Source organism: Pseudalkalibacillus sp. Hm43, assembly GCF_051842935.1.
Lineage (GTDB): Bacteria > Bacillota > Bacilli > Bacillales > Fictibacillaceae > Pseudalkalibacillus.
In genome coordinates, this window is the sequence record NZ_JBPXRR010000001.1 from 2,060,556 (window position 1) to 2,081,331 (window position 20,776).

22 protein-coding genes are annotated in these 20,776 nt (G+C 37.0%); 6 read left to right on the forward strand and 16 right to left on the reverse strand.

Annotated elements, in window-relative coordinates; all coding sequences use genetic code 11:
* Window positions 1-244 precede the first annotated feature (244 nt).
* A complete protein-coding gene (locus ACSVDE_RS10955) occupies window positions 245-649 on the forward strand; it encodes a helix-turn-helix domain-containing protein (RefSeq protein WP_439300926.1) in 405 nt (134 codons plus the stop codon).
* Between the two features lie 350 nt (window positions 650-999).
* Here the strand turns inward: ACSVDE_RS10955 and ACSVDE_RS10960 are convergent, their stop codons facing one another.
* Window positions 1,000-1,284: a hypothetical protein gene (locus ACSVDE_RS10960; RefSeq protein ID WP_439300927.1), complete on the reverse strand. Its 285-nt coding sequence runs from the start codon at window positions 1,282-1,284 to the stop codon at window positions 1,000-1,002.
* A 155-nt stretch (window positions 1,285-1,439) separates the two neighbouring features.
* Between ACSVDE_RS10960 and ACSVDE_RS10965 the strand changes: the two genes are divergently transcribed.
* Together ACSVDE_RS10965 and ACSVDE_RS10970 are read left to right on the forward strand one after the other, a co-directional pair.
* Complete coding sequence (locus tag ACSVDE_RS10965; RefSeq protein ID WP_439300928.1) at window positions 1,440-2,309, forward strand: hypothetical protein; 870 nt, start codon at window positions 1,440-1,442, stop codon at window positions 2,307-2,309.
* A 132-nt stretch (window positions 2,310-2,441) separates the two neighbouring features.
* On the forward strand, window positions 2,442-2,801 hold the full coding sequence (locus ACSVDE_RS10970) for a hypothetical protein (protein ID WP_439300929.1): 360 nt from the start codon (window positions 2,442-2,444) through the stop codon (window positions 2,799-2,801).
* A 365-nt stretch (window positions 2,802-3,166) separates the two neighbouring features.
* Here ACSVDE_RS10970 and ACSVDE_RS10975 read toward each other — a convergent pair whose 3' ends face one another.
* A complete protein-coding gene (locus tag ACSVDE_RS10975) occupies window positions 3,167-4,426 on the reverse strand; it encodes a hypothetical protein (RefSeq protein WP_439300930.1) in 1,260 nt (419 codons plus the stop codon).
* An 865-nt stretch (window positions 4,427-5,291) separates the two neighbouring features.
* On the opposite strand from ACSVDE_RS10975, the gene ACSVDE_RS10980 reads away from it, so the two are divergent.
* Window positions 5,292-5,447, forward strand: coding sequence for a hypothetical protein (locus ACSVDE_RS10980; RefSeq protein ID WP_439300931.1), 156 nt, complete (start codon window positions 5,292-5,294; stop codon window positions 5,445-5,447).
* A 221-nt stretch (window positions 5,448-5,668) separates the two neighbouring features.
* Window positions 5,669-6,841, forward strand: a complete 1,173-nt coding sequence (locus ACSVDE_RS10985) for a tyrosine-type recombinase/integrase (RefSeq protein ID WP_439300932.1) — start codon at window positions 5,669-5,671, stop codon at window positions 6,839-6,841.
* Window positions 6,842-6,998: 157 nt separating this feature from the next.
* On the opposite strand, the gene ACSVDE_RS10990 is transcribed toward ACSVDE_RS10985, so the two are convergent.
* From ACSVDE_RS10990 to ACSVDE_RS11055, 14 genes are all read right to left on the reverse strand, one after another.
* Window positions 6,999-7,439: a hypothetical protein gene (locus ACSVDE_RS10990; RefSeq protein WP_439300933.1), complete on the reverse strand. Its 441-nt coding sequence runs from the start codon at window positions 7,437-7,439 to the stop codon at window positions 6,999-7,001.
* 37 nt (window positions 7,440-7,476) lie between these two features.
* A complete protein-coding gene (locus ACSVDE_RS10995; RefSeq protein WP_439300934.1) occupies window positions 7,477-8,118 on the reverse strand; it encodes a hypothetical protein in 642 nt (213 codons plus the stop codon).
* Between the two features lie 186 nt (window positions 8,119-8,304).
* On the reverse strand, window positions 8,305-8,703 hold the full coding sequence (locus tag ACSVDE_RS11000) for a hypothetical protein (RefSeq protein ID WP_439300935.1): 399 nt from the start codon (window positions 8,701-8,703) through the stop codon (window positions 8,305-8,307).
* A gap of 165 nt (window positions 8,704-8,868) precedes the next feature.
* Window positions 8,869-9,870 carry a type I glyceraldehyde-3-phosphate dehydrogenase gene (gap, locus tag ACSVDE_RS11005; protein WP_439300936.1) on the reverse strand — a complete coding sequence of 334 codons (1,002 nt, stop codon included), beginning with the start codon at window positions 9,868-9,870 and terminating at the stop codon, window positions 8,869-8,871.
* A 656-nt stretch (window positions 9,871-10,526) separates the two neighbouring features.
* Complete coding sequence (locus tag ACSVDE_RS11010; RefSeq protein ID WP_439300937.1) at window positions 10,527-11,621, reverse strand: DNA cytosine methyltransferase; 1,095 nt, start codon at window positions 11,619-11,621, stop codon at window positions 10,527-10,529.
* The gene (locus ACSVDE_RS11015; RefSeq protein WP_439301981.1) at window positions 11,622-12,389 is read right to left on the reverse strand and encodes a DNA-methyltransferase; all 768 of its coding nucleotides are present in this window, start codon (window positions 12,387-12,389) and stop codon (window positions 11,622-11,624) included.
* A gap of 18 nt (window positions 12,390-12,407) precedes the next feature.
* On the reverse strand, window positions 12,408-13,643 hold the full coding sequence (locus tag ACSVDE_RS11020) for an McrC family protein (RefSeq protein WP_439300938.1): 1,236 nt from the start codon (window positions 13,641-13,643) through the stop codon (window positions 12,408-12,410).
* A gap of 16 nt (window positions 13,644-13,659) precedes the next feature.
* The gene (locus tag ACSVDE_RS11025; RefSeq protein WP_439300939.1) at window positions 13,660-14,991 is read right to left on the reverse strand and encodes an AAA family ATPase; all 1,332 of its coding nucleotides are present in this window, start codon (window positions 14,989-14,991) and stop codon (window positions 13,660-13,662) included.
* Between the two features lie 13 nt (window positions 14,992-15,004).
* Window positions 15,005-15,781, reverse strand: a complete 777-nt coding sequence (locus ACSVDE_RS11030) for an LAGLIDADG family homing endonuclease (RefSeq protein WP_439300940.1) — start codon at window positions 15,779-15,781, stop codon at window positions 15,005-15,007.
* 138 nt (window positions 15,782-15,919) lie between these two features.
* Entirely contained in the window at window positions 15,920-16,120 is a 201-nt protein-coding gene (locus ACSVDE_RS11035) for a helix-turn-helix domain-containing protein (protein ID WP_439300941.1), read from the reverse strand.
* A gap of 97 nt (window positions 16,121-16,217) precedes the next feature.
* Window positions 16,218-16,685 carry an acyl-CoA thioesterase gene (locus ACSVDE_RS11040; protein WP_439300942.1) on the reverse strand — a complete coding sequence of 156 codons (468 nt, stop codon included), beginning with the start codon at window positions 16,683-16,685 and terminating at the stop codon, window positions 16,218-16,220.
* Between the two features lie 86 nt (window positions 16,686-16,771).
* A complete protein-coding gene (gene sdhB / locus ACSVDE_RS11045) occupies window positions 16,772-17,536 on the reverse strand; it encodes a succinate dehydrogenase iron-sulfur subunit (RefSeq protein ID WP_439300943.1) in 765 nt (254 codons plus the stop codon).
* Between the two features lie 5 nt (window positions 17,537-17,541).
* The gene (gene sdhA, locus ACSVDE_RS11050; protein ID WP_439300944.1) at window positions 17,542-19,302 is read right to left on the reverse strand and encodes a succinate dehydrogenase flavoprotein subunit; all 1,761 of its coding nucleotides are present in this window, start codon (window positions 19,300-19,302) and stop codon (window positions 17,542-17,544) included.
* Between the two features lie 13 nt (window positions 19,303-19,315).
* The gene (locus tag ACSVDE_RS11055; protein ID WP_439300945.1) at window positions 19,316-19,969 is read right to left on the reverse strand and encodes a succinate dehydrogenase cytochrome b558 subunit; all 654 of its coding nucleotides are present in this window, start codon (window positions 19,967-19,969) and stop codon (window positions 19,316-19,318) included.
* Window positions 19,970-20,293: 324 nt separating this feature from the next.
* Between ACSVDE_RS11055 and ACSVDE_RS11060 the strand changes: the two genes are divergently transcribed.
* Window positions 20,294-20,770 (forward strand): YslB family protein, encoded by a 477-nt coding sequence (locus tag ACSVDE_RS11060; RefSeq protein WP_439300946.1) that lies wholly within the window; start codon window positions 20,294-20,296, stop codon window positions 20,768-20,770.
* Window positions 20,771-20,776 lie beyond the last annotated feature (6 nt).

A 20,776-nucleotide genomic window follows, 5' to 3' on the forward strand; every position in this document is an offset into this window, starting at 1 on the left:
GAGATTGGTTTTGATTTTCAGGTCTTCTGTAAACGAATATAAACTTCGCTTTCTTTTTCAATTTACATCTCCCCCGTACATTCTATATCTATGAAGAGAATTACTTGTCTTAAAACACGATTTTGTGTTATATGTATTGTGTGTTGTGCGTTATTTTTATATGGTCATGTTATACAACAAGTTCATTAAGAATGTAAGAGGTAAACAGAAAAATTTTAAAAAAACTTTCTTAGAGGTGAGTAAATTGTCAATTGGTCAGTTAATAAAAAATGAAAGGTTAAAAAGGGGATATTCAACCAGAGAACTTTCGACAATGATTAAAGCAAGCCCTTCATTTATTTCTCAGGTTGAAAGAGGTTTAATAAAGTACCCAAATAAAGGCTACCTTGAGAAAATCGCAGATATACTAGAGATAAATTTAGAAAAACTATTATGTGATGAGACACATAAAGAAGACCTTTATACACAATCAGTCTTAATAACAGATTTAACCGAATCATTTAAATATATGGATCGGAAAGATATTAAGAAAATGCATAAAGTCATTTTTGAAAATAGAGACTTACTTTTTGACATAGCTTCATTAGAAAAGAATGAGATAACAACGGTAAGAAGATTTGTGAAATTTTTGTTGGAACGTGAAAAATAATCTTTTCCAACAAAAAACGAGCTAGTATTACCTAGCTCGTTTTTAATAACTACGGAATTATTTTCTTATCAACTTGATTTAATAATAATTTCCTTTTTATATTTTGACTAGGACACCAGTAAATCGGATTATTGTAACCATCTATTTCAACAATTGTAACCCATAACCCATTCACTTTCTTAGGAGCATAGGTTTTCTCTGCGTTTTTCAATCTCACTCGTGTACCAACATTTATGCCATTCCGTTTATATATTAGAGTACAATAACCACAGTAATAAGGTGGCTTTTCTAAGCTCTCTCCATAACACTTTCCACAATACGTACATCTATTTATTTATAACACCCCACTTTTACTTAATAATCATTTTTACCTTATTAATTTTAAACCAAGATCTAAATCTTTTAAGTGCGTACTCCTTAATGAGCACTACTTCTAAATTATCATTATCAAAAAGCTCAACAGATTCCTTTGCTCCACAGTGACTTCCAATACTAACATTAAGAATTTTCCCATCATCACAGTTATAAACCACACAAATATTAAATATTGGACCCTGTATTGACTTTATGATGCAGTTGTATAAAAATTTGTTTCCGTGCTCACTTATTAAATCATCGTATTCATATTCAGGCATGTCTAACCTCCAAAAATATGTGATAATTATATATTACACTAGTTACCATATTTTGTATAACCTCTTGATAAATACTTATGTTCGCATTAATTAGCATGATTTACCTTATTAAATATTAGACGATGACGCATAATAATTACCGAGAGGTGAAAGACGTGACACTTAGACAGGTAATTAGAGAAAAAAACGGAATACTTAACGCAAATTCAATTGACAATTGTGATGTCATTCAGTTCTTTGTTGAAGAACATGTATTACGTTATAAGATTGAATTGGTGGATATCTACTCATACGAGTTTTCACGTCAATACTCAATAAAACCTATCAGGAAATACATTAAGCATAAATATGGCATCTACGTGTTATTCAACGAGAGTGAGAAAACTGCGTATGTAGGAAAAGGAAATCTGCTAGATCGATTAAATACTCATATTAATAAGAAAGAATTTTGGGACAAAGCGATTGTATTTGTTTCCACATCCGAAAATGTTTTTTGTGATAACCAACTTTTCGTATTAGAATATTGGTTAATTAACGGAATTGAAACTGGTGGTGCTTGGAAACTTAATAATATTAACAACGGTTGCATCAAAAATCTTAGTGAAGAACAATTGAGAACTCTTTATAGAGCTTGTGATGTCATAATTACCTACCTGAAATATATGAAGGTCAATCTTTTCTATCGTCATGAAGTGGATGACTTATATTACATTAATGGCAAGCATTTTTATGCTCAAGGTTATCAAAGAATAGATGGAAAATTCGTTGTTTTAAAAGGATCCACTGCTGCATTTGAGGAAGTTCCAAGCTTCAAAGACCGAAAGAAACCATGGAGAGTTAGACGAAAACTAATTCATGATAAAATTTTAGAAAAAAAAGGATCTGTTTTTATTTTTAAAGAGGACTTCCCTTTCGATAACGCATCAGATGCAGCGAGTGTAATCACTGCAAACGCAAAATCAGGGTCTAGATGGAAGCAAAAAACAACATCAATCAGTTATCGGTATGAAAGAATTTCAAGATAAAAATCATTATGGGTTATCTATCATTGAGCATTTCTAACCTGCATATATTGCAGGTTTTTTATTTTGGTCCAGTTGAATTCAAAGAGACTTATACCGATATAACTAATGACTAAATTATGGAGGTAATTAGATATGAATATAAGAGATGTAGGTTGGGATGTTATTATTAAAGATATTTTTAATAAAGTGTTAGGTAATAAATCGATGCTACCAATTGAGTTTATTAATGTACTTAAGAGAGAGTATGATAAAAATGCAGGCATATCAGATGAGAAATATAATGAATTAAAAACTTTCTCATTTATTGTTTCTCAAAATATTTTACCTTCTGAGGATTTAGGATTAAAGTTTTCGAAAAATGAAAAACAATTAATTGACGATAACTTACATAAAGTTGTATTAGATGATTCACATTTATATGCTGTTCTTCTAGAGGCATACGAAAATGCTTATAGATTACGTTGTATGCCCTCACCCTCTCCTTATTTCTAACTTTTAACATGTACCTTAAACAATATCTTAAATGACACCCCATAAATAAGTGGGGTGTCATTTAAGTTTTTCTACAATAACTGTCACAGTTTTTTTGACAAACTGTGAATACAAATAAGCAATTTTGCCCTGCATGGGATACAGGTGTTTTTTTGTGGACTGGGTATATCCAGGCGGCTATTGATTTAAGCTTGTTTGCGGGGAGGGTTTGGGGGGTTCGGACAGTCATTGTGGAGGATTTTTGGGAGAATAACAGAAATGGTGCTTTTCAATTTAGATAGTTAAATCCCCGTCCCAAAATGGGACGGGGGTGAGGACATAACATTTTGGTGCTTGTGACGAGCTCTCAGTTGCAGCGAAAGAGGTTATGTACGGGGATTACCTTGTTTAATACGTCTCTCGATCGCTCTTTGGCGTTTCATTTCATCCAGAAAGATCAAGATATCCTGTTGAATCTTTCTTTCGCTTCTTTCATCAGCATGCTGATCGTATTTTTCAATGGATCGGATGAACTCACCGAGAGAAGGATAGAAAGAATTGTTCATGATTTTGAGGTATCCGTTAAAGTAAGCCAGGCGTTCGTTGTATTCTTTTTTCAACTTTGAGTGCAAGTAATCCCTGGCTATCTCTTTCCCTTCGGTGAACGATTCTTTTCGGGGTTGAAGGAGCATTCGCATCAGATCGACAGCTTCCTGAACTGGTCCTTGCTTCTCGTTAAGGAGCTCATCATTCAGAGTCTCTGCATGGGTGATCGCTTTCTCAACAGCCGCCTTTGTTTTTTGGATGTGATGATAGATGAACTCGTTTTCCTTTTTGGTGATAAGGCGAAGAAGCATCAGGGCGTCGGTATAAGCTTCTGCCGAATCAAGAAACGCCTGCCATTTCTTCAACCGATCAATGGCATCGGAAACCTTCATCGTCCCATACGCTTCAACCACTACTTTCGGATTGAAACTATAAACCACACCTTCCGATCGTTCGGTCCGAGGATAAAATTCGCGATACTCCTTTCGGAAACGGAACATGATTTTACCTGCAATTCTTTTCATCTCTTCTGCCTCATCAATCCGAGCTTCGAAGGCGGCTTTTAGCTGCTTCTGTTCAACACTCTTCGGATTCTCAAGAGCGACTCGGACATATTTCCCCTCATCCTCCAGGTAAAGAAAGTGATAAAGATCCTGGCGGATTTTTTCATTCGGGTTGAATCGTTCATCAAAGTAACGGAAGTCGTTCGCTTTTCGAGCTTTCTTCCCGTACTGATGGAGGATGGATACGACGCCGAGGGGTTTCCGATCAACGGTGATTTTCGAAAATTTATAACCCTGTTCAGGTGTATGGCGGCCGAAGATGATTTCTTCGTCCCAGGACGGGAATTCGACTGCCGTAATCATCCGATCGGTATGGATGGGATCAGGGTGGCCGACACCTGTTTTCGGTTGGACCCACTCGCTTTCTAAGTTCAAAAATTCATGAATGTCTGAAATAAAAATGTAGCCATCAGGATCCGCGTTTTCCTTGTCATTCGGGCGATAACTCTTACCTGCTGGCAGTTCGATGATCTCCAAATCGGGGATCTTTTTTGTTCGTTCGAAATACGTTTTTAATTCACGCATCAAATCATCCAAAATCATCACCTCCACGTTTCAAATATCCTACTATAAAACCCCGTAATTTCACGCATTTAACCCATTTTTCTTTTATAATTAGAAAGATTATAAACACCGTTGGACACCCCAGTTCAACACGCTCTGAGCCATCCCAGGCATCAGACAATCTGCGGTTCACCTGTAAACGTGCTTGGCTTCAGCTAAAACACTATAAAAACAGGGAAACTGCAAACGATCAGATTCCCAAAAACGCCAAACAACGTTACAGGAACCGTAGAGAAAAACTCATTTGAAAATAGCGAAAAGCTAACGGCATCCCAGCTGTTAGAAGTGGCGGTGACTATCCCAAGATCATCGACCGCGAGATAGAGTGAATGTTGGAGAACGAAATAGAGGACCAAAAAATGATGAAAGGAGAGGGATGAGACATGACCTGGCATTGACCAAAAAGACAAAGAAAAATAACCTTCCGCCAATGAAGGTTACAGATTGATATGACATTCCCGCGTTCACCATTTAACGAGTCACGCTAGCGTGCTGGTTGATCGTGAATCAGGAAGAACAACTTCTCTTGAGAAGGTGTTACGTCATGCATTTTAAAAAACCGTGTCGCTTTCAATTGTATTCCGTATTGCCATCGTTTATGAGAACCATTTATGCCGTTGCTAAGTCCATATGGATATGCACCAGTTTCGGCTTCCGAGAGGAAAATAACTGGCAGCTTGCTTGAAGAAATTCATGCGGGGCATTAAGGTACTAGGGGCCTTGATGTGCGTAGCGTTGCTGCGTCTGTAACTTGGCGAACGCAGATGAAATAGATATGGAAACATATCGAGGACATCCGTAAGATACGGTCGCCGAGTCAACGATGGGATATGGAGCAATGGAAGCCACTCAGGGCTTTCCTGGATTTGCAAGGTTCGAGGAAGTTGTGGCGGGTGAATTCCGCCACAACGACGAGGAGCTTCAAAACCTGGAAGTGCCCTGGGTGCGAAGAGCAGTTTCCCTCGTTTTGAAATTTGAAAACGCGAGTTGGTGAGGCGTTTAACCGCCGAGACAATCGTGTTAAAAATTTCAAAACAGTTAGAGGGAAACTGCTAAAAGACTACGGCTTTTCAGCAGGTCCTCGTGAAGAAGACTTTGAGGAGAAAAAACGTCCAATCCCTAGTGCTTACTGAATGTCGGCGATGCGGAGCGAGACGATACAGTCAGTTAGCAGATCGCGAAAAATTTTCCCTTTTTGAACTGGAGGTGAGGCGTATGGGAAAGAAAAAGAAGATGCGAAGCAAAATGACGAACCTGGAAATTGCAAAAGACAATGTGGCGGCCGCATTCCGAGAGGCGAGAAAATCTCGGTTAACGGTGAAGAAAGAAAACTGGCGAAGTGAGACCTACGATACATACGAGAAAACGATGATCACCATGGTAACGGAACTCGAGAAAATAATCGGGAAAACGGCGAAGAAATTGCTGCCGAAATACATGGATCAAAGAACGTGGGACCGTTATTTCGAGAAGATGGCAGAGAGGCACGACCAGGGAACGATCACAGCTGCATCCATTCAAAAAAGGGTTCATGCCCTGGAAGCCTTCCGAACGTTCGTGGGTAACACCAATGTGTGCGGGAAAGATACAGAGATCAATATCGGGGACAAGGAAGATCGGCTGGATTACTTGAAAAACCGCGGCGTGGTTCGGACGAAAGAAGAGATTACCGCAATGAAGCCGACCAAAAAGGATACAAAAAACGTTCACGACAACATCAATACAAAAACCGAAAACGGGAAGATCGCACGCGTGATCAATGAACTGCAAACCGAATGTGGGGCCCGTATCAAATCCGTCTTCAAACTGGAAGTAAGGGACATTGATTTCGAAAACCGTACGATCACGTTCCGAAACGATAAAAACAACTTCACAAGAACCGTCCCGATGACAGAAGAAGCGAGAAAGATCCTGGAAGAACGATGCAGGGGCAAAAAAGACGGAGCTCTCGTATTTGTGATGCAGAGTGAGGACGGAAAAGATATGGGAATTAAAGATGCAGTGAAAACGGTCCAGCGTTACACGAATGATGCAGCGAAAAAGGCGGGGGTAAACCGAGAAAAGAGACGGTTCACGACCCACTCGAACCGAAAGCACTACGCACAAAACCTATACGACACAACCCGTAACTTGAGTAAGAACCAAATCGAGAAGATGATCGGGAATTACATCAAAATGCAAGGAACGAACCGCGAACAGCTCACAGAAAAACTGAAGAATGAACTGGATCGGATCAATCGGTACCGCATCATCAAAAAGGTGAAAAAACGGGATTTCTCGAAGGAACAGTTGAGAAGATTATTCGTATCTCTGCACCTCGGCCACAGCCGTATCGACATTGTGAAGCACTACGTGAACGTGGACATGCGGGAGAATAGAAAGCTGTAACCAAAACAGGAACAATTATTGTGAAAGCAATTTTTTGCGTGGCTTTCAATCAGATTGGCTAAAATTCGATTGAACAGAGCGAAGCGAACGAGTCCAAAGATTGCTTGAACAACGAGAGTGACGCGGTAACAAAAAAACTGGGGATTAGCCCAGTTTTTTAATTTCCTCTGTACTTCCTTCTAAATTCAATATAAATGGGGTTGAATATTCTTGTACACATAGCTTCAACTGCATCTCGATCGAATTCATTTTGTACCTCTATCCATTTAACTTCTAATTCGTATCGGTACAATTTAAAAAAATCGTATTGAGGGTATTTTTTCTGCCGACCTTCTTGTGGCAACCAAGCAGCATCGTAATGACCAGCTAATCGACATCCTATATCATTCGCCTCACCAACATATAAGCACTTATCATTGTAAGAGTACATATAGACCCCTGATTCCCTGCTAAATTCATTTAGGATTCTTTCTCTTTCTGGGGGCTTTCGTTCTCCCTTTAGCTTCTGTATTTGATGTTGAACATTCCCAGACTTCCAATTACTCAAAGGCAAATAACCCAGATTTATTAAGAAACTTTCATAGTTTTTTATTATCAAAGATTGTATTCACCTCTATTTTGTTGTAATGATTATGCTAATTAAATCTTAACTGCATTAGATGAATCTGGGTAAACCAAACCACGAAATCTTCCACAGTCTTAGTCTGTATAACCTCTACGCCATCCACCTTAGGTATCTTGTACTGGTAATCAGTGAGGATCCAGACAATCGGAAACTCACTTAAGACTCCTTTTTTATAGAACGACTCATAACGTTTTAGCTTGCCGAGTATCGTCTTTAGCTGATATTGCGTATTTTGATACTCTAAGAAAACATCACGGTTTTTTAAGTGTAATAATGCATCTGGTTGAGGAAATGATACTTCGTTAAACCTAGGTTCTACCTGTATTTTATCGATGGACAAATTCAAAATATCGCTAAACTCCGATAGTTCCAGAAATGTTCGTAATATTCCTAAATAGTGAGCTTGTTTTCTTGATCCAAACTTAAGCTTACGAGGTTTTGGATGATACAAATAACATTCATAAGGACCTCTGGGTTCGTACTCCACAAGTCCTCTATCTCGAAGACGTAACATCACACGATTGCATGACACTTTTGAACGAATACCTGAAAAGAATAATAGTTCGATAGCATTACGGTCCATAATTCGAAATGTCTCTAAAGCAATTAATATTTGTTTATCCCTATTAGTTAATACAATTTTTTTATTCATACGTTTCTCCTTTCATTTATTCCCTCAACAACAAGTTCCACAATTGTAGATATTTAGCCATAAAACATGCTGTTTTTTGTATCCACATATGCTGTAGTAGGCGTACATGTCACAGGCTATATCTAATGGAAATATACTGTAGAATACACAAATTGGAATAAAAGAAGAACCGTATTAATATAAAATTTAAAAACATTGAAACTTTTCAACTTTATTTTGTTCAAATTGCGTATTAAATGCTGCTATAGCATTTTCATTTTTGAGAATTTTACCACCTATAAGTTTTAAACCCCAGTAGTCTCCAAAAAAATCACTTAAAAAACCCAGTTCAAATGGAACACAGTATTCTAAGTTAGTTAGTTTAAAACATTGTTTATATTTATTTGGATCTTTCCAAGGCTTACTGGAAGTAATGGAAGATAACTTTGCTCGGGCACCGCATACACTTTGTCCATTAACTTTTACAGTAAGAAATATAATATCTCCATCTTGTCCCACTCGTTTTGTAAAACCAACAATCTTTTCATTGATACACAATTCATAGTTCTCTAAGGATGTACCACAATGAACTATTCTATAGTTCATAATTCCACCTCTCATAAGTAATTTCTAGTGATTTGAATGGGGACTATAATTATAAAATGGGCGTAAATACTATTGTGTGAATTATTCGAAAATTAGTTTCTGGTTATATCATATCATTTATCCAAAGTTCGGTGTAATTATCTCGTATGAAAAAACAACGGTCGTTTAACCGTTGTTTTGGTTTGATATATAATTTATTAGATCGACAATACGACATGAATACCCCCATTCATTATCATACCAACCTAATAATTTTAGTTTTTTTCCGCAAATAAGCATTGTCGATAGACCGTCAACAATTACCGAATTGGAATTTCCAATATAATCACAAGATACTAACGGAAGTTCATTGAAACCAATGACTCCGTTATTCTTTTTTGATTCGTTTTGAAACACTTTATTTACTTCTTCTTTTGTAGTTTCAATTTTTAAATCAACAACCACATCTAGTAAAGATACATTTGGGGTGGGAACACGTACTGACACACCGTCTAATTTTCCAGATAAAGTGGGTATGATTTTTCCAATTGCACTTGCTGCACCAGTGGTAGTTGGAATCATATTTAATCCTGCTGCCCTTGATCTCCTTAAATCATTGTGTGGATTATCTAGGATTTTTTGGTCATTGGTATATGAATGAACAGTAGTGACTAAACCGCTGTTAATACCGTAACTTGATTCTAGAACATTTAATAAAGGAGCAAGGGCATTTGTGGTACAAGAAGCATTTGAAACAATAGCATCATTTTCATATGTCCTTTCATTTACTCCCATAACAATCATCTTCATATCGTCTTTGGAGGGGGCGGTTACGACTACTTTCTTTGCTCCGCCAGAGTTTATATGAGCACCTGCCGACTCTATTGTACGAAAAACTCCAGTTGCTTCTACAACCAGTTCTACCCCATATTTATTCCAAGGGATATTTTTAGGATCTCGTTCATTTAAGACTTTAATTGTGACTCCGTTAATCACTATTTCATCATCTTTTGTTTCGATTTCAACATCTAATTTTCCATGAACAGTGTCATATTTAATTAGGTGTGCCAAAGTTAAAGGAGAATAACTTGAATTTATAGCAATAATTACTTTTGATTGATCCTTAAGTATTCTTCTAAATACCATTCTTCCGATACGGCCAAAACCATTAATGCCGACATTTAACATCGTTTGTAACCTCCTAATATATGATAAGCGGCTACATCTACCTAATGAATACAAGTTTAATGACATTTAATGACTAGGTAATTATGACTTTAATTAATGTATTATATGTCTGTAATAGCATGTCTGGTTTATTTATATTTTGTATTTATTGCTTCGGGTGGAGAGAAGCTCAGAGCTCTCCCACCCTTATAAAAAGAGTGAAAAATGAACGCTTCGGTATGGAGCCGAAGTCGTCGCACGTTAGGGTATTCATATATAGACGCTTTCCAGGTGTAGCTTTACAAGCGGGATCACCACGATCACTTTCCTATTCCACCTCAAGCTTAGCTTGACTACGACGGGTCACTAGTAACGATACTAGTGTATCTGGATATTTGCATGTCCCTTTAACGGACGATTTTTCGATGGTTAGTCGAAGCCGAGGGAGACGAGAACTCTAGCCAATTTGTAATGTCCTTCTTTACCCTAAGATATAAGGGTAGCGGTATATACCTCTGTATAAAATTATTCTTCAACAAATTAATATAAAAAAAAAACAGAAGTTCCTTTTTGGAAATTCTGTTTTTTCATATTCCAGAGTTAGAATCATGATTATTAATTATCTGTTTTTAAATTGGAACTAATTATGAAATTAAATTAAGAAAAACATGTACTCTCTACAGAGTACATGTTTCTATTTTTCTCATATCAATCACTTTATTATTAGTCAACATATCCTGTTTGATGGATTCAGCAATCCTATTTGCTAATAATGGAGGAACCGCATTTCCTACCTGCTTCATTTGAGATGTTTTAGTTCCATAAAAGATAAAGTCATCTGGGAATGATTGTATTCTCGCAGCCTCTCTTACTGTAATTGCACGATTCAAATATGGATGTGTAAACCGTCCAGAGGAAGGAGTATCAAATCGAGTTGTAATTGTAACTGATGGATCAGACTTAATGATTCTTGACCAGGTTCCGCTATATATAGATTTTGTCAGATGTTCTACAGGTAATGATTCCCTACCTCTTTCAGGAGGGACTAACTTCATTCGTTCAATAGCAATATCAGAGTGATTTGTGGCTACATGGTTATATAGTTTCCGAGAATTTTTTCTTAACATTACTTGGTAATTTGTTTTTGGAGGATTTAAGTATTCTTGCTCAATCATCCCTTCACCTGAATTTAAATAAGCCAAATCAGAAATGGCTTCCCAGGATGATACCTTTTCAAAAAAACCTAACGGCAAGGAAATGCTTCCATCAATTTTTCCTATTATAAATGCTCTCCTTCTCATTTGAGGTACTCCATAATCGTAAGCATTTAATATTCCAGAATCCAAGTTATATCCAATTTTTTCAAATACATTATAAATATCAGTCTTAAAAGAACCTTTGTTTGCAGTTAATAAATTCGGAACATTTTCCATTAGAAAATATCTAGGTTTTAAATACTCTACAACTCTGTAAAAATATTCAAATAAATAATTTCTTTCATCATCTAAAACTTTTCTTGCACCTTTCTGGGAAAAACCCTGGCAAGGTGGCCCGCCAATAATTACATCAATTTTCCCTTTATACTCGGAAAAAACAGATGGAATATCAAGCTTTGTAATATCAATATTAAGCATCTTTGTTTTAGGGTGGTTCTCTTTATAAGCCTTAGAAATTTCCTTATCAATTTCATTAGCAATTACCACATTAAATCCAGCTTGCCTAAACCCAAGAGAAAGACCTCCTACCCCCGAAAATAAATCAATTATGTTCACTTACGTCAACTCCCGAGAAAATAATGATGTTAACTGGTAACCTTTTTCTACATCATCTAAACGTAACTTAGCCACATCATAATAATTTTGATCTATTTCTATGCCGATAAAATTACGGTTATTTCTCTTCGAAACTACACCTGCAGTTCCACTACCCATAAAAGGATCAAGAACCACATCATTTTCATTTGTTAGTACTTGAATAAAATGCTCAAATAATTTTTCTGGCTTTTGAGTTGGATGACCGCCGTATTTTTTTTCACCTGCAGGTGCAACGGAAGTTTCAATAAAGTCATGTAATGCCTTTCCATTATTGTTGTAAGTACCTGTCCTTCCTTTTGAAACAAAATACAACCAACCCTCAGTTGAATTGATAAAATGTAAGTTCATGTTTCGTGGCATAGGATTTTTTTTGTGCCAAACACCTGTAGTTTTATAATAAAATTTGTGTTCGGTAGCAAGTTTAACCATAGTTTCAACCCTGAGAAGAGACATAAACATAATCATTGAGCCTTTTTTCTTAAGTACACGTTGAGCCTGCTCAAAAAACATGTGCATACTCTTTGTCCATTCTTCAAACTCCATATCGTCCCAGCCTGCATCTCCAAAAAAGTTATCACGCATTTTTTTTAAATTAGTTTGTCTATCTCTCATGAAATTCCCAAGATTATATGGAGGATCAGTTAGAATTAAATCGACACTCTCATCCTCAAGACCTTTTAAGATATCAAGGCAGTTGTTGTTATATATTTTGATATGTTGTTCGATCTAGACCACCTACTTAACTTATAATAAAAAACTGATTAATAAATTTAAAAAAGCTGGATTATCTCCAGACAATGATAAGTCAACCGTCCTAATTTTTATTACCGTTTTATTTTGAGGATTTCTAACTTCATAGTTATCTATTATCTTATCATTTTTTGTCGATTTAGGATACAATAATATCCCCTCTTCAACCTTCGGGATACAATCTAGATATGTATTCATTTGGTACATGTCTTTTCCATCAAATCCCTTATTGTTCTTCCACTTTGTGTCTAAAACAAATGTTTTATTATTGTATGTAATAATTAGATCTGGTTTTAATTGCACTTTTTTTGATAATGAAGACTCTTGAACAAGCATATAATTTTTTTTGTTTTGATATATCACTTTACTATTTGGTAATGCTTTCTTAAACATTCTATAAATATACTTTTCGAACAACAAATTCATATCGAATAACATGAAATTTATCTTTACTTCTCCACTTTTTAAATCTAATGCTAAACCTTTTAAAAATAACCTACAATAATTAAGCGTTTCTTCAAACCTTTTGGTATTTCGACTAAGAATAATTTTATTAAGATCCGTTTCTTTTATATCGAGCAAGCTTACTTCATTAAAATCGACTAATAACCTTTTTATAAGTGATTTATTTTGATTAGATAATGTAATTTTTTTTGTAAACTCTAGAGTAAATCGAATAATTTGATTCAGGAGATTGTCTTCACTAAATTTAGAATACTTACAAACAAACTTGTGTTTTAAGTTTGCATTTTTTCTTAGGTTTTCTGGATAATCCACCTTCCCCTTTATTGTGTTTAAGTTTTGGGTATGTTTTTGATAGGTTTTATACATTCCATACCTAGATTGTTTTTCTAATTCAGTTAAAAAAAGAAATATAAGGACATCAAGAAAACCTTGTGTCCCATAACTAAGGTTTGAAATGATATTCTTCCTAACAGGTACATCATGTACGACTTGAAGCATGTGAACAAGAATTTCACGCAAACTTTCATCATTTTCGTTATTTGCGATTTTAGGTAGTATCTCAATAGTCCCATTTGGCATATTTATGATTCCTATCCATTGCATAGGAGATACCGTATTAAGTCCCCAGCTGAAAATCTTTTTATCTTGAATCAGTTCAAGCTCTCTTAAATATTTTGCATCTTCTCTAGTAATTTGTTTTAAATGCGGATCAAAACTGCTAGCAATTTTTATTTTTTGATGTTCAATTATTGATATTACTCCCATGATTACCCTCTATTCTTTAAGAATAAATCTTCCTTAATGAATCAACAGTAATTGAATCGGATACAAAATAGTCTTTCTTATTCTCAAGATTGAAATCTCCTTGATATTCAAATAAATCTTCTATATCAAGCATTGTATGTTTATATACAGCATTAGCTTTTAACTCTCCGTCTTCATCTAAGTCTGAAAAAATCAGTTGGATTTTTTCTAAATCATCAAAGAAATATTCTTCAAGTAACGGAATCACTTTATTTACAATGACATCGCTAATATCATTAAAACTTGAAATAGAAGTAAAATAAGCATGTCCTATTTCAAAATTTTCATCTAATAATACATGAATTCTTTTATTGATAACAGTCAACAATTCAATTAAATTGATTCCTCCAATATTAGTTGGATCTATTCCTTTTTCGCGTAAAGCAGTTTCTAAAACGTTGGTATCAGATTTCATAGGAATAAAATCAAACCTTCGACGTAAAGCCACATCAATAAGAGCGATACTTCTGTCAGCGGAATTCATAGTACCATAAATTGATACATTTTTTGGAACCCCAAATGGTTTCTTTGAGTACGGGAGCAGAACTTTTAATTCATTGGGCATTTCTTCCCTCTTGTCTAGCTCAATCAGACTGATTAATTCTCCAAATATTTCAGAGATATTGCCACGGTTAATCTCATCAATAAAAATTGCAAACTCTTGGGTAGAATTATCTCTTGCGTTATCACAAATTAACTTGAATATACCATTAGTAATTTGGTATTTTATTTCAGAGTTATATTGCAGTTCAGAGTCTTCATCTTCAATTTCGCTTAATTGTTCTTCCAAATCTTCTTGTAGTTCATCACTATCGTCACTTTGTATTACAGGTCTAATTCCTTCAACAAAATCTTCGTATGTAAATGATTGGTGAAAAGTAACAAAATAAAATCGTTCCTTTATATTTGTGTTTTCAAAGTATGTATCAAAAAATTCAGGATCATACTCCCATAACTTTACAAAATCAACATACCAACCTATATTATTTTCACGAAATATCTGAGGAGAATTACTCGAAAAATTTGAATTTAAATTAATGTTATGAGCATTTAAAACAGTTGAGGGGGCTCCAGAGAAACCAGTAATATTTAATGATTGTATTATTGTTGATATTTCATTACTATTCATTAGGTTACCATGTCGTATTAATATTAACGCAATTAATACCCAATCTTGAGAAGACCGAATATAAGCATTTCGGATTTCTTCATCGGATATCTCAAAATCAGTATATTTTGTTTTTAATTTCTGTAAAAAAAAAGTCTTCCCTGTACCTGGAGGACCATAGTAAATAATATTTTCTCCCATATCTTCTTACTCCTTAAATTTTTTGAAATAGCGTTTGTTGAGTATGTTTCGGTTCAATTATTTTAACTCCATACAGTGGCGTACCAACTTCCTTAATCGAAAATTTATCAAGGACTTTTACGGTAGCTTTTTTAAATCGAACATCCGATACATACCCAATATTAGACAAATAATTGATATGTTTGATACGAATCTGTTTCTTTCTCGGTGTCGAATCTGGTTTTTCTCTTTTTCGTGAATTTGAACCGTCATTAATATTAGGTTCAATTCCCAAATTAGTTAAACATCGGACAACAAGATCCTTAACAGAATCGTTATCAAAATCTACAGCAATAAAACTTGATCCATCATAAGATCCTCGACCATCAAATAATCCGATGATAAATGAACGTTGAACATCCTTGCTCGAACTTAGCAATTGCTCGGATATATCGTAAACCAAATCCTCTATCTTATAATCGGTGTTTAACACCTCGAATAAAGTTACAATCCCTTTTTTACCCATATTAAATTTACCAAGAGTGAAGCCTTGGTTCTTTAAAAAATCGGTCATTTGAGTCATATCATTTTTCTGAATGGTTTTCGCCATATTTTTGACCTTAATGTAATGAGATTCCAAATCTTGAATCTCGTATTGTTTTGGGTTATGTCTTATTGGAGCAAACCAATAAGTTACGCCATTAAATTCTTCGCGTTCGTCTGCCATCAATAATCCTAAGAAGTATGCTGCATCCTCGGTCAAGAACTTGGTCCCAAAATCAAAGCCTAAATCAATAACCTGATAATCCATGAAAAAATCCCCTTTAATGGTTGTTATATATTAATTATAACATTATTTTACATTCAAATGAATGGATATATCATTTTTATATTATGTGGAATTATTTATAAAAATATAAAAAGCATTGATAAATCAATGCTTTTCAATCTACCGTAATATATGTGTTTCAAAACACATTTCATTAGAAATGTGATTTCGAACCGTTTTTTCGCTAATGAAAAGTTGTTCTGCAATCTCCCTGGTTGTCTTGTCTTGAACAAGAAGTTCGAATACTTCTCTCTCCCTTTTTGTAAGTAGAGGCTTCGGTCGGTAGTGTTTATCTTTCAATGATTTCACCCCTCCTTGCATGGGCTAACGAGCTGCGGTCATGCAGAAAAGATATTTAGTCAACATATCATATGAAGGGATGAAAATGGTCGTGACTTGCCACCACCAAAAAATTATATTAGGCTTTGATGGATTTTTTCATATTCTCCATTCGCTCAATCATACTTTCTGTCCATTTGGCAGGTTTTCCTTGTGCTTTATCGATATGGACGATACGCCCTCTACCAACGAAAACTTGCTCTTTTTTCTCATTCTCAGCCATGTAATGTAAATCGATCGATGTCGTTCCGATGTTGGCAATCTTTACATAAATCTTCAGGGCTTCATCAAAAAACACTTGCCTGATATAGTCGCACTGCAAATCGGAAACGACTGGAATGGTAACACTTCCTGGCCTGCTCCACTCTTGCATGAATCCTAACGCCTTGAATAATTGGATTCTTGCATCCTCGAAATACACAAACGGAACTGTATTATTCAAATGATTAAACGGATCGACTTCAGAAAAACGGACTTTGACATCCGTATGGAAATGAAACTCCTCTACCCAATTTCCCCATTCTTCGATATATGCGATTCTTTTCATAACGGCCTCCTTCTATGTAAAAAAACAAGGACTGACCCATTTACGATGTTGAGTCAGTCCTTGTAGTTTCGTTGCTAATTTGAGAATTATTGTGCGTCTGAACCGAAGAAGCTTCGGAACGATTGTAAAGTTGTGTCACGGTTCAATGCCGCGATGGAAGTCGTCAATGGAATTCCCTTAGGACAAGACTGGACGCAGTTTTGTGAGTTACCACAAGATGCAAGTCCACCATCTCCCATGAGTGCTTCCAGACGTTCTGCCTTATTCATCTCTCCAGTTGGATGAGCATTGAAAAGACGTACCTGTGATAATGGAGCAGGTCCGATGAAGTCCGACTTGTCATTCACATTCGGGCAAGCTTCCAGACATACACCACAAGTCATACATTTAGATAATTCGTAAGCCCATTGACGCTTTGTTTCAGGCATACGCGGCCCTGGTCCTAGATCGTATGTTCCATCGATCGGAATCCAAGCTTTCACCTTTTTCAATGCGTCGAACATACGGCTACGATCTACCTGGAGGTCACGAACAACAGGGAAAGTCGCCATCGGTTCTAAGCGAATCGGTTGTTCCAATTGATCGACAAGCGCTGTACAAGATTGACGTGGCTTCCCGTTGATGACCATGGAACAAGCTCCGCAAACTTCTTCCAAACAACCCATTTCCCATGTAATTGGAGTTGTTTTTTCACCTTGACTATTAACAGGGTTTCGGCGGATTTCCATTAAAGCCGAAATGACGTTCATATTCGGGCGATAAGGGATTTCAAATTTTTCATCATAAGCTGCTGAATCAGGGTTATCCTGACGTTTCACAATAAATTGAATGATTTTTTTCTCTTCAGCCATGATTATTATTTCGCTCCCTTCTTCTTAGAGTAGTCACGTTTACGAGGTTCGATGAGCGATGTATCGACATCATCATACTCGAAGTCTGGACCATTCTTCTCTGCGTTGAAGATCGCTTTCGTTGTCTTCAACCATTCTTCGTCGTTACGATCCGGGAAGTCTGGCTTATAGTGTGCGCCTCGACTTTCATTACGGTTCAGTGCACCGAGTGTGACGACACGTGACAATTGCAGCATGTGCCACAGTTGACGTGTAAAGGATACACCCTGGTTACTCCACTTAGACGTGTCATTGATGTTGATATCTTTATATCGTTCCATCAATTCTACAATCTTGTCATCCGTTTCTTGCAACTTATCGTTGTGACGAACAACGGTTACATTCGCAGTCATCCATTCACCGAGTTCTTTATGAATCTGATACGCGTTTTCCGTACCATCCATCTTCATGATCTGTTCGAGGTGATCTTCTTCTTTCTTCACTTGACGCTCGTAAACTGTAGAAGAAATGTCTTCAGTCGTCTTTTCTAAGCCGTTGATATATTCTGCTGCCTTAGGTCCTGCAACCATTCCACCATAAATGGAAGATAGCAAGGAGTTCGCACCAAGACGGTTTGCACCGTGTTGTGAGTAATCACACTCTCCTGCAGCAAATAGACCAGGAATATTCGTCATTTGATCGTAGTCGACCCACATACCACCCATAGAATAGTGGACGGCAGGGAAGATCTTCATAGGTACTTTACGTGGATCATCACCCATGAATTTCTCATAGATTTCAATGATTCCACCGAGTTTGATATCCAGTTCTTTTGGATCTTTGTGGGATAGATCGAGGTATACCATGTTTTCACCATTGATACCAAGCTTCTGTCTCACACAAACATCAAAGATTTCACGTGTTGCGATGTCACGTGGAACGAGGTTACCGTATGCAGGGTACTTCTCTTCAAGGAAATACCATGGCTTACCATCTTTATAAGTCCAAACTCGTCCACCTTCACCACGTGCAGATTCACTCATAAGACGTAATTTGTCGTCGCCAGGAATGGCTGTCGGGTGAATCTGGATGAACTCACCATTCGCATAGTGGACACCTTGTTGATAAAGAGCAGAAGCAGCTGCTCCAGTATTGATGACAGAGTTGGTTGATTTACCGAAGATGACTCCAGGTCCACCAGTTGCCATGATGACCGCATCAGATTTGAAGCTTTGGATCTCAGAAGTCTTCAAGTTTTGAGCAACGATACCGCGACAAACATTGTCATCATCAAGCACTGCAGATTGGAAGTCCCAGCCTTCATACTTCGTGACAAGACCTTGTACTTCGTAACGACGAACTTGCTCGTCTAGTGCATATAGTAACTGCTGACCTGTTGTAGCCCCAGCAAATGCTGTTCTATGGTGTTGCGTACCTCCGAAACGACGGAAGTCCAACAGACCTTCTGGTGTACGGTTGAACATGACACCCATACGGTCTAGCAAGTGGATGATGCCTGGTGCAGCATCACACATCGCTTTTACTGGAGGTTGGTTCGCAAGGAAGTCTCCTCCGTAAACTGTATCATCGAAATGTTCCCAAGGAGAGTCCCCTTCCCCTTTCGTGTTAACAGCCCCGTTTATTCCACCCTGTGCACAAACGGAGTGAGAACGTTTAACTGGAACGAGTGAGAACAGATCAACGTGCATTCCTGCTTCAGCGGATTTGATGGCAGCCATTAATCCTGCCAGTCCTCCACCTACAATTATGATATTACCTTTGCTCATCGTGACTCACTCCTTATAAAATTGGTAGGTTTGTCGCTAGAGAAGCAAACCATTCTGGATAAACGAATGCGAAGATTGAACGCATTCCGATAATAGATACCGCAAAGAAAATACCCACGGTTACATAAGTGAGGATCTTTTGCGAACGTGGAGATACAGCAAGTCCCCAGCTGACAAAGAATGACCATAATCCATTTGAGAAATGGAATACAGTTGATAAGACCCCAATCACATAGAATCCAATCATAATCGGGTTATCAAGGATTTCTTCCATCATATTGAAATTCACTTCTGCCCCGAAAGCAGCTGCGACACGGGTTTCCCAAACGTGCCAAGCGATGAAAATAAGCGTGATGATCCCTGTAACACGCTGAACCATGAACATCCAGTTACGGAAGTAACCGTAGCGGTTCACATTGTTACGAGCCTGGAAAGTTATGTACAGCCCGAAAACAGCATGAAAGATGATCGGTAGGAAGATGATGAAAATTTCCAGAAAATAACGGAATGGAAGTGTCTCCATAAAGTGTGCTGCAGCATTAAACTCTTCACGACCTCTTGTCGCAAAATGGTTAACGGTCAAGTGTTGAACTAAGTATAGACCAATTGGTATGACACCAAGTAATGAATGTAATCTTCGTAATGCAAAGTCCTTGTGTTGTGCCATGTCTACGCCCCCTTTTAGATAAATGTTGCCGCTGCAATTTCAAATAATTTCAAGATTCCGATCATGCGCTCAGGTAAAAATCGCCTATCAGAGACAAGCTCCGACAAGAATTGATAACATGTATATTGTACTCCCATCATATAGGAGCGTCAAGAAAACGAATACATTTGGATGTCAGAAAGTTCAAGACTATGAAAGCCTTTTCTTAGAATGGTGCATAGATTGTCGTTGAATAATATTATCGGAGTTTCAGAAAATCGCTTTGGACCATTCGACAGATTAAGCTATAATAGAATAATAATGAGGAAGGAAAGGAGAGGTTATATGAGAAAAGACAAGAATATCCTTCCACAACCGAGTGAAAAAGAAGCATACTTATTCGGGTATGAACTATTAAGGGATGTACTCTTACCTGAATTGTTCGGAAAAGATGATCATAGTCTACTATATTGGGCTGGTAGAACGTTAGCCCGTAAATATCCCCTATCCTCCAACGAGGAAATCATTCAGTTCTTCGCGAAAGCGAACTTTGGAGAACTGACTCTTCTATCTGCGAACACGAAAGAAATGACATTCGAGATGACTTCAGAACGTATCGGGGATTTGTTGAAACAACGTAAACATGACTCTTTTCAGTTGGAAGCAGGCTTCTTAGCAGAACAGATCCAGCAGCGGAAAGAGAAGATAACCGAGTCGACTGAAGAAGTGAAACGCGGCAAAGTCGATAAAATCATCTTCAATGTCCAATGGGATCGCAAAGATGAAGTGAAAGAAGACTCAGAAGACACCCCAGTTTCATAGTTTACA